The following is a 15,082-nucleotide window of genomic DNA, read 5'->3' as shown; positions in this document are numbered from 1 at the left end:
CGGGCGGCGCGACGGCGTCGGCGGCCGGCGGCCCGGCCCACAGGCGGCCGGCGCCGCGCCGAGAGCGCCAGGTTGCGCGGCCGGGCCGGGCTCGATGCAGCGCCGGAGCGCATCGATTCCACGCCCGCGCGCCGACCTGCCGCGCTGCGTCCATCCGTAACCGCACGGGGCACCGCCGCGACGGTGCCGGCAAGCGCGAGAACTGTGGCGCCGGTCGCGTGCGCCGCCGCGAACCGACACACCCGGTATCGGTGCGCCCCGCGATGGATGGCACACTCGGCCCCTGACGCCCATCGCGGGGGCCGCGGCAACCTGAATGCTTGACAAACGCGGCTCGCTGGCGCGTTCTATCCGGCGTGCGCCCGGCCCCGTATCGGACGGGGACTCGCGTACTTCAGGGGAGCTTTTATCGATGATCGCCAATAACGACCGGCACTACAGCCGGCTGTCCGCTGTGAAGCAGGTGTCCGCCGTGTTCGCGCTCGGATGCGCGCTGGCGGCCTGCGGTAAGAAGGAAGACGCCGCCCCGGCCGCGCCGGAGCAGGCCGCGCCGAACGCCGCCGCACCGGCGGCGAGCGCGAACAACGCCGTCTCGGCCAAGGTCTCGGCCCTGTCGGTGGAGCAACTGCGCGAAGCCGCGCGCAAGGCGTACGCGGAGAACCGCCTGTACGCACCGGTCGAAGACAATGCGGTGGAGTACTACCTGGCCCTGCGCGAGAAGGCGCCGGCCGATGCGGTGGCCTCCAGCGCGCTGACCGACCTGCTGCCGATGACGGTGATCGCCACCGAGCAAAGCATCGGCCGCGAGGATTTCAGCGAAGCCCAGCGCCTGTCGGCGCTGATCGAACGCGCCGACCCGCAGCACCCGGCCCTGGCCCGGCTCAAGGCCTCCATCGGCGCCGCCCAGCAGGCGGTGACCAAGCGCGCCGAACAGGAAAAGCTCACCGCCGAGGAGCAGGCGCGCAAGCAGGCCGAGCTGGAGAAGCAGCGCCTGGCCCAGCAGCAGCAACAGCAGCAACAGGCCGCGCAGCAGCTGGCCACGCAGCAGGCGGCCGAACGCCAGGCCGCGACCCAGCGCGCGGCCGAACAACGCGCCGCCGAACAGCGCGCGGCCGAGCAGCGCGCCGCCGCGCCGGCCGTCGCGCCGGAACGTCCGGCCCCGGCGCCGGCCGCGCCGAGCGCACCGGCCGCCGCGCCGAGCGAACTGCGCGCGGTTTCGACCCCGGCCCCGCGCTACCCGCCCGACGCGTTGCGCGCGGGCACCTCCGGCGAAGTCCAGGTCGAGTTCACCGTCGGCACCGACGGCTCGGTCACCGCCGCGCGCGTGGTCCGCGCCAACCCGCCGCGGGTGTTCGACCGCGAAGCGGTCAACGCGGTGCGCAAGTGGCGCTTCCAGCCGGTCGCCGCGCCGGTCACCACGCGCCGCACGATCGGGTTCAATCCGGGCGGTTGATCGCGGCGGACGCGACCGAAACGAAAAAGCCCGGCTCGCGCCGGGCTTTTTCTTTCTTGCGGGAAGGCCTGCAGTTTTGTGGGAGGGCCTTCAGGCCCGACGCTCTTGGCTCCGATCGCCGCAACCTGAAACAAAAGCGTCGGGCTTGAAAGCCCTCCCACAGAAAAGCCCTTCCATCGAAGGGCCTTCGCGGATCAGCCCGAAATCGCCAGCCGCTCGTTGTGGTAGCGACGTACCGCCGCGATCCACAGCAGCGCCGCCAGGCCGAAGCCGCAAGCCAGGTACATCGCCCAGGTCTGGCCGCTGATGGCTTCGCCGCGGATCACCTTGAGCAGCAGCTGGTTCTGCGCCAGGAACGGGACCGCGAACTGCCACAGCTGGGTCTTGAGCGGATTGACCATCAGCACGAAGGTCGGCAGCAGCGGCAGCAGCATCAGCCAGGTCACGTGGCTCTGCGCTTCCTTCAGGCTCTTGGCCGCGGCCGACAGATAAGTCAGCAGCGCGGTGCCGATGAACGACATCGGCAGCAGGATCAGCAGCATCTTGCCGATCGAGTACAGGCTGACGTCGAGCATGCGCCCGATCCCGCTGCTCATCTGCGCGCTGAGCTTGAACGCCAGCAGGGTCAGCAGCAGCGAGAACAATCCCAGCACGCAGGCCGCGGCGATCTTGCCGCTGACGATCGCCGAGCGCGGCGCCGGCGTGGCCAGCAACGGTTCCAGCGATTGCCGCTCGCGCTCGCCGGCGGTGGCGTCGATGATCAGGAACGCGCCGCCGGCGAAGGAGGTCATGATCAACAGGTACGGCAGCAGCGCCGACAGCACCAGGCCGCGCTTGGCCTCGGCGGTGGCGACGTCGCGGTCGGCGACGTTGACCGGCTGGACCACGTTGGCCGAGATCCCGCGCGCCAGCAGCCGCAGCGCGCCGACCTGGCGGCTGTAGCCCTCCAGCGCCGCGTGCAGCCGCCGCGCCGGGATGTCGGCGTCGCGGCGGGTGCTGTCCTGGACGATCTCCACCAGCGCCGGCTGCCCGGCCTTCCAGTCCTTGGCGAAATCGGCCGCGACGATCAGGCCGACGTCGTGGTCCTGGTTGCGCACCGCCGCGTCCAGGTCCTTCGGCGCGGGCACCGCGACGATGTTCTGGGTGGCCAGGAACTTGACCAGGTTCGGCGCGTGCTCGGCGCCGCGCACCGGTACCTTGAGCGCGCTGTCGAGCTGGGTGCGCGCGCGGTTCTCGGCCAGCGAGCCCATGCCCAACATCAGCAGCGGATACAGCAGCGGGCCCATCAGCAGGGTGATGGCGAGGGTGCGGCGGTCGCGCGAGATGTCGCGCAGTTCCTTGCGCACGACCGACCAGAAAGCGGCGAAGGCGTGGGTGTTCATGCGTGCAGGCCCTCGTCGCTGCCGATCGCCTTGACGAAGGCGTCTTCCAGATTGTCCTCGCCGGTCTGGGCGCGCAGTTCGTCGGCGGTGCCGGCGGCGACGACCTGGCCCTTGGCGATGATCACGATGCGGTCGCACAGCGCGGCGACCTCTTGCATGATGTGGCTGGAGAAGATCACGCAGCGTCCTTCTTCGCGCAGTCCGCGCAGGAATCCGCGCATCGCGCGGGTGGTCATCACGTCCAGGCCGTTGGTGGGTTCGTCCAGGATCACGTTGCGCGGGTCGTGCACCAGCGCGCGGGCGATCGCGGTCTTGGTGCGCTGGCCTTGCGAGAAGCCCTCGGTCTGGCGGTCGAGGATGTCGCCCATGTCCAGCGCCTTGGCCAACGCCAGCGTGCGCTGTTCGATCTGGGCGCGGCCCAGGCCGTGAAGTTCGCCGAAGTAGGCGATGTTCTCGCGCGCGGTCAGGCGCTTGTACACCCCGCGCGCGTCGGGCAATACGCCGAGCGCGCGGCGCACCGCGGCCGGGTCCTGGGCCGCGTCGACGCCGTCCACGCGCACCTCGCCGCGGTCGGGCCGCATCAGCGTGTAGAGCATGCGCAAGGTGGTGGTCTTGCCGGCGCCGTTGGGCCCGAGCAGGCCGGTGATCTGACCGTCGCGCGCTTCGAAGTCGACGCCTTGCACCGCGGCGACGGTGCCGGTCTTGGTCTTGAAGGATTTATGCAGGTCGTGGGCGATGATCATGTCTGTGTCCGGGAATCGAGAATGGGGACGCGCGGTCGGCGCGCGGTCGCGCCGCGGAACCGGGAGCGGGGACGGTCGATCCGATCCCGCGTCCGGCCGCCGGCGGTTACGGTTCCCACCCGTTGAACGAAACGAACGGCGGCACATAGCCCAGCGCGTCCAGGCAGCGCGCGTCGAGCTTCTTGGCGTCGGCGCTTTCCAGGAACTGGCCGAGCAGCTTGGGCGCGCAGCCGATGCGCAAGGTACTGTGGCCCTGGCCGCGCAGGATCAGGTGGCGGCCGTTGGGCAGGTGCTTGAGCACCTGGTCGCCGTAGCGCGGCGGCGTCACCGGGTCGAGTTCGCCCGACAGCAGCAGCACCGGCACGTCCGAGCGCAGCGGTTCGTGGAAGTGCTTCGGCCGCGCGCCGGTCGGCCAGACCTTGCACTGGGCGGTCAGCGCGTCGGTCATCGCCGCGCCGAGCACGGTGTCCTTGTCGGCCGGGTCGGCGACGAACAGGTCGGCGTCCTCGGCGCAGGTCACCGACAGCTGCATGCCGTAGTTGATCTCCTCGCTGAGCTGGCCGCCGATCATCTTCGACAACGCCAGCAGCGGCGCGTAGCGGCCCTGGTCGGCCTCCGACAGCACCAGCGGCAGCAGCGAGGCGGCTTCGGGCTGGTAGGAGAACATGCGCGTGAGCATGGCCACGTGGCCGGCGGTGACGCGTTCGCGGCCGGGCTCGCCGGTGGACGGATCGCGGTAGTCGACCTCGACCGGATCGGCCTGCAGCCGCGCCATCAGCTGGCGCAGCTGCTCGCGCGGCGCGGCGCCGAAGCGGCTGCGGCAGGCCGGCGTCTGCTGGCACAGCTTGAACTGCTGGGCCAGCGCGGCGTCGAGGTTGCGCGCGTGCTCGGTGCCGAGCACCAGCTCGTTGGGGACCACGCCGTCGAGGACCACCGCGCGGGTGTGCTGGGGATAGCGTCCGGCGTACTGCTGGGCGACGCGGGTGCCGTAGGAGACGCCGACCAGATCGATCTTGGCCGCGCCGATCGCCGCGCGCACCGCGTCGAGGTCGGCGACGGCGTCGGTGGTGGTGAAGCGGCGGGCGTCGACCTTGAGGTTCTGCGCGCAGCGGCGCACCGCGGCGAGCGAGTCGGCCATGATCGCGGCCTCGTCGCGCTCGCCGGCGTCGTCGGGCACCGCGTCGGCGCAGGTCAGCGGCGAGGACTTGCCGGTGCCGCGCTGGTCGATCAGCACGATGCTGCGGCGCTTGCGCACGTCGCGGAAGGCCGCGTCGACCGCGGGCCAGCTCGCCACCGCGGCCTGACCGGGGCCGCCGGCGAGGAAGAACACCGGGTCGTCGTCGACCGCCGCGTTGTCGCTCGGCGGCAGCCAGGCCAGGTTGAGTTCGATCGTCTTGCCCTTGGGCTCGGCGTGGTTCTCCGGCACCTTGAAGCGCGCGCACTGGGCGGCGATGGTGCCGCTGGCGAACGGCGAGGCCAGGGTGCAGGGTTCGAACGCGATCGCGCCGTAGCGGCGCTTGGGCGCGCTGCCGTCGCCGGCCTCGCCGCCGGCGGCGCGGTCGCAACCGGCCAGGACGCCTGCGGCCGCGAGCGCGGCGATCAACGCGAAGGCCGCGCGCAGCGGCCGGGGGTGCTTGCAAACGATGGGCATGTTCCGTGGTCTCGTCGCCAGGGCGGTGTGCGCCTGCAAGAATGACAGACCACGGTTGTGGGAAGAATGTGACCGCTCGGGGTGGTTTTTTTTCGGCGATGGTTTTCGCCGTGGGCAGGCGCGGCGGGCGGAGCCGAACGCATCGGGCCTGAAGGCCCTCCCACAAGCGCTTCGGACCTGCCTGGCCCGGGCTGTTGCGGGAGGGCCTTCAGGCCCGATGCGTTCCTCTCGGCCGGGACGCCCCGGCCGCAGCGATCACTTCGACGAGACGTACTTCTCCCGCCGGATCTGCGGCACCGGCAGCCCATGGCCCTTGAGCGCCTCGAAACAGGCGTCGACCATGTTCGGGTTGCCGCACAGGTAGGCGATGTCGCCGGCGCCGTCCGGCGCGAATTCGTCGATGAACTGCTGCACGTAGCCGTGGCGCACGTCCGGGTGCGGCTGCGCCGGCAGCTCGCGCGAGAAGCACGGCACGAAGCGGAAGCCCGGCACCCGCTCGGCGAACGCGCGGAACTCGTCGCCGTACAGCAGCTCGGCCGGAGTGCGCGCGCCGAACAGCAGCACCGCCTCGATGCCGCGCTCGCGGATCTGCTGTTCCAGCTGCGGCAGCATCGCCCGGTACGGGGTCACGCCGGTGCCGGTGGCGATCAGCAGGTAGCGGCGGTTGGCGTCGGCCGGCATCAGGCAGAAGCGGCCGAACGGGCCGCTGGCCTGGACCGTGTCGCCGTCGGCCAGACCTTCGAACAGCGCGGTCGCGGCGCCGCCGGGGACGTAGCTGACCGCGATCTCCACCGCCTCGCCGGGACCCAGCGCGTGGTCGTGGATGGTCGCCAGCGAATAGCTGCGCTTGGTCGTGGTGCCGTCGGCGTACTGGAAATGGATCTGGATGAACTGCCCGGGGATGTAGTCCAGCGGCTCGCCGTCGTCGCGCTGGAACACATAGTGGCCGACGGTCGGCGCGAGCATGCGGCGCGAGACGAGCTTGAGCGGGAATTGCTTCATTGCGACGGGTTTCTCGATGGGCCCCCGGCCGGAGCCGGACGGGCGCGGAAAGGGGCCCGGCCGCGGCATCGCGCGCGCCAAGCGACCGTCTGCGCAAAATGCCGGCCGGACCGGCGCCTGGACGCCGCGCAAACCCGGGATTCGCAACAGTCTGTGGCCGCAGTGCGGCCACGCGGCCGCCTATACTAAGCCATTCGCCGCGAGGCCCGCGGCCAGCGACCGAGACCCTCCCGCAATGACCCAGCCAACGGCCCTCGCCACGGGCCCTCGACCGGCCACGTCCGGCACCGCCACGGTCGGCACCCCCGCGCGCGCCGACGCCGTCCCCGCCCTGCGCGTGCGCGACCTGCGCAAGACCTACGACAACAAGGTCGAGGCGCTCAAGGGCGTGTCCCTGGACGTCGCCGAGGGCGATTTCTTCGCCCTGCTCGGCCCCAACGGCGCCGGCAAGTCCACCCTGATCGGCATCGTCAGTTCGCTGGTCAACCTCAGCGACGGCGCGGTGGAGATCTTCGGCACCGACCTGCAGCGCCGCCGCGACCAGGCCATGCGCCTGATCGGCCTGGTGCCGCAGGAGATCAACTTCAACATGTTCGAGAAGCCGCTCGACATCCTGGTCAACTACGCCGGCTTCTACGGCGTGCCGCGCGAGCAGGCGCTGGCGCGCGCCGAAGAGGAGCTCAAGCGCGCGCAGCTGTGGGACAAGGCCGACAAGATGAGCCGCACGCTGTCGGGCGGCATGAAGCGCCGGCTGATGATCGCGCGGGCGATGATGACCCGGCCGCGCCTGCTGATCCTCGACGAGCCCACCGCCGGCGTCGACATCGAGATACGCCGCGGGATGTGGAAGACCCTGCGCGAGATCAACGCCGCCGGCACCACCATCATCCTCACCACCCATTACCTGGAAGAAGCCGAGAGCCTGTGCCGCAACCTGGCGATCATCGACCAGGGCCGGATCGTGCAGCAGGGCCCGATGAAGGCGCTGCTGGCGATGCTCGACGTGGAAGGCTTCCTGCTCGACATCGACGGCACGCTGCCGGCCGCGCTGCCGTACATCGAAGGCGCGACCCTGGCCGCCGCCGACGACCACACCCTCGACCTGGAAATGCCGCGCGCGATGGACCTCAACCGGGTCTTCGCCGCGCTCGGCGAGGCCGGCATCCGCGTGCGTTCGATGCGCACCAAGTCCAACCGCCTGGAAGAGCTGTTCGTGCGCATGATCGCCCAGCCTTCCGCCGCCGGGAGCGCCGCATGAGCACCGACATCCAGCCGGCCGATCGCGCCGAGATTTCGCCCGCGCGCCGCAACCTGACCGCGCTGGGCACCATCGTGCGCCGCGAAGTCACCCGCATCCTGCGCATCTGGGGCCAGACCCTGGTGCCGCCGGCGATCACCATGACCCTGTACTTCCTGATCTTCGGCGGCCTGATCGGCTCGCGCATCGGCGACATGGGCGGCTACAGCTACATGGAGTTCATCGTCCCGGGCCTGGTGATGATGAGCGTGATCCAGAACAGCTACGGCAACATCTCCTCGAGCTTCTTCGGCGCCAAGTTCGGCCGCCACGTCGAGGAACTGCTGGTCAGCCCGATGCCGAACTGGGTGATCCTGTGGGGCTACGTCGCCGGCGCGGTGCTGCGCGGGCTGATGGTCGGCGCGATCGTGCTGCTGATCGCGATGTGCTTCACCAAGGTGCGCATCCCGCACCCGCTGGTGACCTTCACCACGGTGCTGCTGGGCGCGACGATCTTCTCGCTGGCCGGCTTCATCAACGCGGTGTACGCGAAGAAGTTCGACGACGTGGCGATCGTGCCGACCTTCATCCTGACCCCGCTGACCTACCTGGGCGGCGTGTTCTATTCGGTCAAGCTGCTGCCGCCGTGGGCCGAGGCGGCGACCCACGCCAACCCGATCTTCTACATGGTCAACGCGTTCCGCTACGGCCTGCTGGGCAGCAGCGACGTACCGCCGTGGGTCGCGTACGCGCTGATGCTGGCGTTCGTGGCGGCGTTGTCGTCGCTGGGCCTGTGGCTGCTCAAGCGCGGGGTCGGCCTGCGCAGCTGAGGCCGGCGTGTGCGTTCGCGGCTGCGGTATCGCGGCCGCGTCCCGCGCCAACTCCCACCGGTGCGTCGCGTCGGTGACCGTATGTACGAGTGCAGGAGCGGCGCAAGCCGCGACCGCGGCGACGCGACTACGACGAACCCGAGCTACCGCGATTGCGGCGAGAGACGGAATCCATTTTGCTCCGGCCGTTGCCGTTGCCGTTGCCGTTGCCGTTGCCGTTGCCGTTGCCGTTGCTGTTGCTGTTGCTGTTCGCCTGGACGCAACCCCAAGCAAAGCATACGTCCCGCAGCCCCGGAGGGCGCGCGCATGGATGCGCACGCGCGCCATGGGGCAGGATGCCCCTTATAGCGCGGCCCCGCGCCACTTTCGAGCCATAGTGGCTCTTGATCCGAAAAAAAGGCCTTTTCTTTGGTTACTTTCTTTGTGGCTTAAGACAAAGAAAGTGGCCCGGCCGCTTGCGGACGGAAGCTCTTGATGTTCGCTTGTCTTCATCCGTACGAAAACAAAAAAGCAGAAACCACCGCGGCACGTCCCCTGTAGGAGCGGCGCAAGCCGCGACCGCGCCATCGCGGCGATCGCGAAGTTTCGTCGTAATTGCGTTGCCGCGGTCGCGGCTCGCGCCGCTCCTACAGTCGGATACGCAACCACCCCACAACCGTCATTCCGGCGAAAGCCGGAACCCATTTTGATTTTGCTGTTGCTTCCGCCGTTATCGATGTCTCGCGTGACGACAAGCCACCATCAAAAGCTTTCGTCCGCAAGCGGCCGAGCTACTTTCTTTTGTCAGCGCGGCGCGGGGATGCGCCATAAGGGACATCCTGTCCCATGGCGCGCGCGCGCATCCATGCGCGCGCCCTCCGGGGCTGTGGGACGTGGGCTTTGCTTGGGGTTGCGTCCAAGCCAAGAGCAACAACAACAGCAGCAACAACAACAACGGCAACCGCAACTACAACCGCCGACGCTACCACCCGAAAGATCCTGCCTTGCCATCCCCTCACCGATCGAACGCCACGACGAAAATCCACACGCAACCTCACCCGCGTCGCCACCCTGAACCGACCTGCCTCTCGTTGACCCCTCCTGCACCCGGCAGGCGTTACAACGAGCCCGCCCGCACCGGGCGTAATCGCCATACCCAAGGAGCCGCCATGCGCCTGATGCCCCTCGCCGCGATCGCTTCGATCGCCTTCCTCGCCGCGTGCACCGCGCCGGACCAGAACAAGGACGCCGCCGCCCCGCCGCCGGCCGAGGTCGCGCCGGCGGCCGGCACCGATGCGGGCGCGCCGCCCGCGACCGATCCGGCCGCGCCACCGTCGGCGAAGATCGGCGCCGATCAGGTCGGCAAGCTCAGCCCGGTGCCCGCGTTCAAGGGCTTCGGCGAACACTGGAGCATCGATATCCAGTCCACCGGCGAGATGAACCACAAGGTCGATCTGACCTGGGGCAGCGGCGGCGAGAAGGCCAGCGGCACGGCGCGCTACAACGGCCAGCCGGCCGACGCGCCGAGCACGCTGATCGTGCTCAGCGGCGAATTGAACACCAAGGACGGCGCCAAGCCGATGACCATCGAGATCAGCCGCAAGGAATGCATCGACGACGGCGACAACAAGCACATGCAGTCGGTCGCCGTGCATGTCGATGGCATGGACAAGTTCGACGGCGGTTGCGGCGATCTGGCCGTGTACTGATCGCGCCGGCGCCCGCCGCGCAGACGCAACGGCCCGCATCCGCGGGCCGTTGCGTTTCTAGCGGTCGTCCGTCCGCGCCGCCGCACCGAGCCGGCGCCGCACCAGCAGCCACGACAGCGCCGGCGCCAGCAGCAACACCACCAGCACCACGATCACCCGCGCCGGCAGGTTCCAGTGTTCGCCGCCGAACATCGCCGGCAGCGAACCCAGCACGATCAACACCGGCGTCAGCAACGCCGAGACCAACGCCGGCAGCGCGCCGGCGCCGCGGCGCATCGGCGCGATCAGCGCGACCAGGCCGTGCACCGCGCCGACGCCGAGCGCGACCACGCTCATGCCCACGCGCTGTTCGCTGTCGCCGAGCGCGGTGAAGGCCGCGGCCAGGGTCTGCACCAACAAGGCCACGCCGGCGCCCAGGCACAGCGCGGTCAGCGCGCCGAGGACGCGGCGCTGGCGCGGGCTCCATTGCACCGGCGTCGCGCCGCGGCCGCCCAGGCGCCAGGCCAGCGGCAGCGCGACCAGCGCGACCAGCAGCGATTTCAGCGCGCCCAAGCCGTCGGTCCAGGCGAGCAGCGCGCGCGCGTCCGCGCGTCGCGACAGCGAGGCCAGCCACGGCATTTCCAGCATCGACCACGCCAGCCCGAGGCCGAACAGCAGCACCAGCGCGGCCAGCACGCAGGCCCAGGGGCGCGCCGGCACGCCGCGGCGATCGGTCAGCGCGCAGGCGACGACGACGACGAAGCCGACCGGCAGCCCGATCGAGCCGAGCCATTGCGCCGGATCGAAGCGCGCGCCGTGCAGCGCCGGCAGCGAACGCATCGCGATCGCGGTGAACGCGGCCGTCAGCGCCAGCATCAGGACGGTCAGAGCCAGCGGGACGAAGGCGGGCGAGCGGTTCTCGGCGGGAGCTGCGGACATGGGCGTCGTCGGCGGTTGGAAAGGGGGCGCGACAGGGTAGCCGCTTGCCCCGGGTCCGCGGTCGGCGGCTGCCGCGGAACGAGGCGGCGGCGAGCGTATCGCTTGCGTCCGACGAGCCGGATGCCGGCTAGATTGGCTCTAATTTATTCGTACTGACTTAAATTCATTGGTACCAATACTTTGCCGAGTTTTGCGCAAATATTGACCGAGTTCGAGTGGGTGTTAGCCGATCATCGCCATATTATTTTTTATTAATCATATAGATAAGTGCGAAAAACACTTTGTTACGATTTTTTCTTGTGCTGCCGGCCGAGCGCGCCCTACTAATGGGCCAGGGGGCGTGGCTCACGCTGACTTACCGGGGAAAAAAATGAATACGAATCAGGACCGCGGCCTCGCGCCGCGCCGCTCGCCGTTGATGCTGGGCATCTGCCTGGCCCTGGCCGTTCCGGCCGCGCTGGCGCAACAGGCTCCGCCCGCCGCGCCGTCCGCGGCACCAGCCGACAAACCGGCCAGCGCGCCGACCGATCTGGATCGCCTGATCGTCACCGGCTCGCGCATCCGCCGTGCCGGTTTCGACACGCTCGAACCGGCGACCGTGGTGACCAAGGACTACATCGCCAACCGCGGCCTGACCAACGTCGCCGACGCGCTCAACGAGATTCCCGGCTTCGGCCTCGGCGTCACCCCCGAAGGCGGCCAGGCCGGCTTCGGTACCGGCGTCAACTTCGTCAACCGTTTCGGCCTGGGCAGCGCGCGCACGCTGACCCTGGTCAACGGCCGCCGCTTCGTCACCAGCGCGCCGACGACCCTGTTCGGACCGGCCGCGCCCGGCCTGCAGGTCGACCTCAACGCGATCCCGACCGCGATGGTCGAGCGCATCGAGAACATCGCCATCGGCGGCGCGCCGACCTACGGCTCCGACGCGATCGCCGGCGTGGTCAACGTGATCCTGCGCAAGGACTACGAAGGCGTCGAATTCGGCAGCAGCTACGGCGTGACCGAGCAGGGCGACAACCAGCGCTACAACTTCTGGGCGCTGGTCGGCGCCGGCTTCGACGAAGGCCGCGGCAACATCACCTTCTCGTTCACCTACGACGACCAGAAGGGCGTGCTGCAGAAGGACCGCGACTACTTCCGCACCGGCTACTTCAACGCCACCAATCCGCTGGCCAGCACCATGGCCGCGGTGTTCCCGGGCCGCCAGGCCGCCACCGACGGCCGCTACAACCCGAACATCCCGTACAACACCGGCGCCAACGACGGCATCCCCAACGGCGTGATGATCCGCGACCGGCGGATCTGGACCACGCCGTTCGGCGGCCTGCTCTCGCCGACCAGCGGCCCGTTCCGCACCGGCTCGGGCAACCTGCGTCCGAACGGCTTCGGCCCCAACCGCGACGTGGTGCTGGCGTTCGACCGCTCCGGCAACGTGGTGCCGTACAACCCGGGCACGACCTTCTCGGCGACCGACGCCAGCGGCGGCGACGGCCTGAGCCTGGTCGAGGCCGGGCAGATCACCTCCGACCTCAAGCGCATGTCGATCAACACCACCGCGCGTTGGGGCCTGACCGACAACGTCGATGTGTTCATGGAGGGTTCGTTCTATTCCGCCGAGAGCACCGAGCTGGCCGACCAGTGGGTGTACAACGCGCCGCTGTTCGGCGGCCTCAGCGGCATGATCACCTTCCCGACCACCTACGCCGGCCTCAGCGACCAGGCCCGCACCACCCTGCAGGGCCTGGGCGTGGGCGCGTTCAACCTGTCGCGCGCTTCGCGCGACCTGGTCACCAACAACGGCAGCGGCACCACCGAGCTGGGCCGCATCGTGGTCGGCCTGGAGGGCAACTTCGAACTCGCCAACCGGGTGTTCTATTGGGAAGCCTCGGCCAACTACGGCCGCAGCGATTCGCGTTCCTACGGCACCTCGCTGGTCCAGCAGAATTTCATCAACTCGCTCAACGTGGTGCGTAACGCGCAGGGCCAGCTGGTGTGCTCGCCGACGCCGATCGCGGACCTGTTCATTCCCGACGCGAACGGCCGCAACGGCAACACGCCGATCGCCGATCCCAATTGCGTGCCGCTGGACCTGTTCGGCGAAGGCCGTCCCAGCGCCGCCGCGCGCAACTACGTGACCACCCGCACCGTCGCCCAGGCGCTGCAGGAGCAGGAGGTCTACAACGTCAACGTGTCGAGCACGCTGCTGGAGATGTGGGGCGGCCCGGTGCAGTACAACATCGGCTACGAACACCGCAAGGAAAGCGGCCTGTTCGATCCCGGCCAGTTCCTCACCGCCGGCCGCGGCCGCTCGGTGGCGATCACGCCGCTGCAGGGCGAGTACTCGACCAACGAATGGTTCGGCGAATTCGTGTTGCCGCTGGTCAACCCGGAGAAGAACTTCATCGGCCTGCGCAAGCTCGATGTGATCGGCAAGTACCGCCAGGTCGACAGCAGCATCAACGGCAAGTTCGACACCTACACCTACGGCCTGCAGTGGAAGCCGTTCGACGATCTGGAAGTGCGCGGCAACTTCACCCGTTCGCTGCGTTCGCCGTCGATCACCGAAGCATTCCTGCCGCGCGCGACCTCGTTCGCGTTCGTCACCAACGACCCCTGCGATACCCGCTTCATCAACGGCGGCAACCGTCCGGCCACGCGCGCGGCGAACTGCCAGGCGTTCCTGAACTACTACGGCCTGCCCAACTTCACTTCCAACGCCCACGGTGCCTCGATCCAGGGCGTGTCGTCGGGCAACCCGAACCTGCGCAACGAATCCTCCGATTCCTACAGCTACGGCTTCACCTGGGCGCCGTCGTTCCTGGAAGGGCTGACCGTCACCGCCGACTACTACAAGATCGAGATCACCGACGTGATCGCGCAGCTGACGCCGCAGGACATGGCGGCGGCCTGCTTCGACTCGACCGAGTTCAACACCGCCGACATCCCCAACGCCAATCCGTTCTGCAGCCTGATCACCCGCAACGCGCCGGGCAGCGCGCAGCCGGGCCAGGCGACCACGTTCAACGGCCAGTTCGTCAACGGCAAGTTCTACAACATGGAGGCGTACTCGACCGAGATCGCCTACCGCTTCGACACCGACCGCTTCGGCCGGTTCGCGCTCGGCATGACCGGCTACTTCCCGCGCGAGCTGACCCTGGACACCACCGGCGTGGCGCCGAACCCGGCGGTCGGCGAGATCGGCAACTCCAAGCGCCAGTACCAGTTCAGCGGCGCCTGGGAGAAGGGGGCGTGGGGCCTGAACCTGGCCGCGAACTACCTCAGCAGCGCCGAGTTCGACGTGCTCAACACGGCCGAGACGCGCGACATCCTCAAGATCGACAGCTATTGGCTGTTCAACGCCGGCGCGCGTTATCGCCTCAACGATCACGCCACCATCCGCCTGGCGGTCAGCAACCTGCTCGACAAGGACCCGCCGGCCTTCGCCCAGACCTCGGCCAATCTGTTCAGCACCTACGACATCCTCGGCCGCCGCTACAACCTGTCGTTCGAGTGGAAGTTCTGAGCTGGCGCGACCGCGACAGCAGGTCCGCATAGAAAACCGGCAACACCGTGAGCCGGCCCGATCTCCGACGGGCCGGCTCTTTTTTGCCTGCGTAGCGGCTTCACGCCGGCCGCCGCTTCACGCCGGTCGCGGCGGCGCGTTGAGCATGACGACGGCGGCGCGTCGCTGCCGATACAGGAGTCGTCCATGCGTACTTTCTTCGCCGCGGCCTGCGCGCTGGTCCTGGCCGGGTCCGGCGCCGCCGCGCACGCGCAGCAAACCACCTTTCCCGCGCCGAAGTTCCGCGGCGGCAACACCGACTGGCAGGTGGTGCTGAGCACGCGGCAGACGGACCTGTCGGTGGTCTACCGGCTGCGCGTGCCGCAAGCCGCTGATCCGCTGAGCAGCGGCCTGCGCCACGGCGGCGCCGCGGCCGGCGGGTACGAACTGATCGGCACGATCGGGGTGGAAAAGACTTCGGTGACGGTGAAGATCGCGCCGGTGCCGTTGGGCGGGGTATGCAAGATCGACAACGGCCTGATGGGCGACGCCTACGGCCGCTTCGCCTACTCGATCGACGTGATCCCGGAGAAATCCAAGCCGCTGTCGACCAAGGCCGACCACAAGCCCTGGCCGGCGAAGTGGTCCGGCTGCGGCAACTTCACCCTGGACTGAG

11 protein-coding genes and 1 pseudogene are annotated in these 15,082 nt (G+C 69.1%); 6 read left to right on the top strand and 6 right to left on the bottom strand.

Annotated features, from left to right (window positions below; genetic code table 11):
• Positions 1-412: 412 nt before the first annotated feature.
• Complete coding sequence (locus RDV84_RS06835) at positions 413-1,453, top strand: energy transducer TonB (RefSeq protein ID WP_078996115.1); 1,041 nt, start codon at positions 413-415, stop codon at positions 1,451-1,453.
• An 86-nt stretch (positions 1,454-1,539) separates the two neighbouring features.
• Here the strand turns inward: RDV84_RS06835 and RDV84_RS27295 are convergent.
• The 5 genes and pseudogenes from RDV84_RS27295 to RDV84_RS06815 all read right to left on the bottom strand — a co-directional run.
• A pseudogene (locus RDV84_RS27295) lies at positions 1,540-1,614 on the bottom strand (DUF6053 domain-containing protein); the annotation flags it as partial.
• 33 nt (positions 1,615-1,647) lie between these two features.
• Entirely contained in the window at positions 1,648-2,835 is a 1,188-nt protein-coding gene (locus tag RDV84_RS06830; RefSeq protein WP_057949743.1) for an ABC transporter permease, read from the bottom strand.
• Positions 2,832-3,578 (bottom strand): ABC transporter ATP-binding protein, encoded by a 747-nt coding sequence (locus tag RDV84_RS06825; protein WP_057949744.1) that lies wholly within the window; start codon positions 3,576-3,578, stop codon positions 2,832-2,834. The genes RDV84_RS06830 and RDV84_RS06825 overlap by 4 nt, the downstream gene beginning before the upstream one ends.
• Positions 3,579-3,684: 106 nt before the next feature.
• The gene (locus tag RDV84_RS06820) at positions 3,685-5,229 is read right to left on the bottom strand and encodes an alpha/beta hydrolase (RefSeq protein WP_309152873.1); all 1,545 of its coding nucleotides are present in this window, start codon (positions 5,227-5,229) and stop codon (positions 3,685-3,687) included.
• A gap of 255 nt (positions 5,230-5,484) precedes the next feature.
• Entirely contained in the window at positions 5,485-6,231 is a 747-nt protein-coding gene (locus RDV84_RS06815) for a ferredoxin--NADP reductase (protein ID WP_101943574.1), read from the bottom strand.
• A 235-nt stretch (positions 6,232-6,466) separates the two neighbouring features.
• Between RDV84_RS06815 and RDV84_RS06810 the strand changes: the two genes are divergently transcribed.
• The 3 genes from RDV84_RS06810 (at position 6,467) to RDV84_RS06800 (ending at position 9,986) form a co-directional block, all read left to right on the top strand.
• Positions 6,467-7,489: an ABC transporter ATP-binding protein gene (locus RDV84_RS06810; protein WP_309152872.1), complete on the top strand. Its 1,023-nt coding sequence runs from the start codon at positions 6,467-6,469 to the stop codon at positions 7,487-7,489.
• Positions 7,486-8,298, top strand: a complete 813-nt coding sequence (locus RDV84_RS06805; protein WP_078996119.1) for an ABC transporter permease — start codon at positions 7,486-7,488, stop codon at positions 8,296-8,298. Before RDV84_RS06810 ends, RDV84_RS06805 begins: the two co-directional genes overlap by 4 nt.
• Before the next feature lie 1,148 nt (positions 8,299-9,446).
• Positions 9,447-9,986: a hypothetical protein gene (locus tag RDV84_RS06800; RefSeq protein ID WP_309152871.1), complete on the top strand. Its 540-nt coding sequence runs from the start codon at positions 9,447-9,449 to the stop codon at positions 9,984-9,986.
• A 57-nt stretch (positions 9,987-10,043) separates the two neighbouring features.
• Here the strand turns inward: RDV84_RS06800 and RDV84_RS06795 are convergent, their stop codons facing one another.
• Entirely contained in the window at positions 10,044-10,904 is an 861-nt protein-coding gene (locus RDV84_RS06795) for a hypothetical protein (RefSeq protein WP_309152870.1), read from the bottom strand.
• A 370-nt stretch (positions 10,905-11,274) separates the two neighbouring features.
• Between RDV84_RS06795 and RDV84_RS06790 the strand changes: the two genes are divergently transcribed.
• Positions 11,275-14,427 carry a TonB-dependent receptor domain-containing protein gene (locus tag RDV84_RS06790; RefSeq protein ID WP_309152869.1) on the top strand — a complete coding sequence of 1,051 codons (3,153 nt, stop codon included), beginning with the start codon at positions 11,275-11,277 and terminating at the stop codon, positions 14,425-14,427.
• A 186-nt stretch (positions 14,428-14,613) separates the two neighbouring features.
• Complete coding sequence (locus RDV84_RS06785) at positions 14,614-15,081, top strand: hypothetical protein (RefSeq protein WP_309152868.1); 468 nt, start codon at positions 14,614-14,616, stop codon at positions 15,079-15,081.
• Position 15,082 lies beyond the last annotated feature (1 nt).

Origin of the sequence: Lysobacter yananisis (assembly GCF_031199375.1) — a bacterium.
In the GTDB taxonomy this organism is placed as follows: domain Bacteria; phylum Pseudomonadota; class Gammaproteobacteria; order Xanthomonadales; family Xanthomonadaceae; genus Lysobacter; species Lysobacter yananisis.
Note: the sequence above shows the minus strand (reverse complement) of the source record. Positions and strands in the feature narration are given on the sequence as shown.

What these genes read in the sequence shown, in the direction of transcription:
- RDV84_RS06805 (WP_078996119.1), top strand. Translation starts at nt 7,486, where the DNA reads ATGAGCACCGACATCCAGCCGGCCGATCGCGCCGAGATTTCGCCCGCG.
- RDV84_RS06835 (WP_078996115.1), top strand. Translation starts at nt 413, where the DNA reads ATGATCGCCAATAACGACCGGCACTACAGCCGGCTGTCCGCTGTGAAG.
- RDV84_RS06815 (WP_101943574.1), bottom strand. Translation starts at nt 6,231, where the DNA reads ATGAAGCAATTCCCGCTCAAGCTCGTCTCGCGCCGCATGCTCGCGCCG.
- RDV84_RS06790 (WP_309152869.1), top strand. Translation starts at nt 11,275, where the DNA reads ATGAATACGAATCAGGACCGCGGCCTCGCGCCGCGCCGCTCGCCGTTG.
- RDV84_RS06830 (WP_057949743.1), bottom strand. Translation starts at nt 2,835, where the DNA reads ATGAACACCCACGCCTTCGCCGCTTTCTGGTCGGTCGTGCGCAAGGAA.
- RDV84_RS06795 (WP_309152870.1), bottom strand. Translation starts at nt 10,904, where the DNA reads ATGTCCGCAGCTCCCGCCGAGAACCGCTCGCCCGCCTTCGTCCCGCTG.
- RDV84_RS06800 (WP_309152871.1), top strand. Translation starts at nt 9,447, where the DNA reads ATGCGCCTGATGCCCCTCGCCGCGATCGCTTCGATCGCCTTCCTCGCC.
- RDV84_RS06810 (WP_309152872.1), top strand. Translation starts at nt 6,467, where the DNA reads ATGACCCAGCCAACGGCCCTCGCCACGGGCCCTCGACCGGCCACGTCC.
- RDV84_RS06785 (WP_309152868.1), top strand. Translation starts at nt 14,614, where the DNA reads ATGCGTACTTTCTTCGCCGCGGCCTGCGCGCTGGTCCTGGCCGGGTCC.
- RDV84_RS06820 (WP_309152873.1), bottom strand. Translation starts at nt 5,229, where the DNA reads ATGCCCATCGTTTGCAAGCACCCCCGGCCGCTGCGCGCGGCCTTCGCG.
- RDV84_RS06825 (WP_057949744.1), bottom strand. Translation starts at nt 3,578, where the DNA reads ATGATCATCGCCCACGACCTGCATAAATCCTTCAAGACCAAGACCGGC.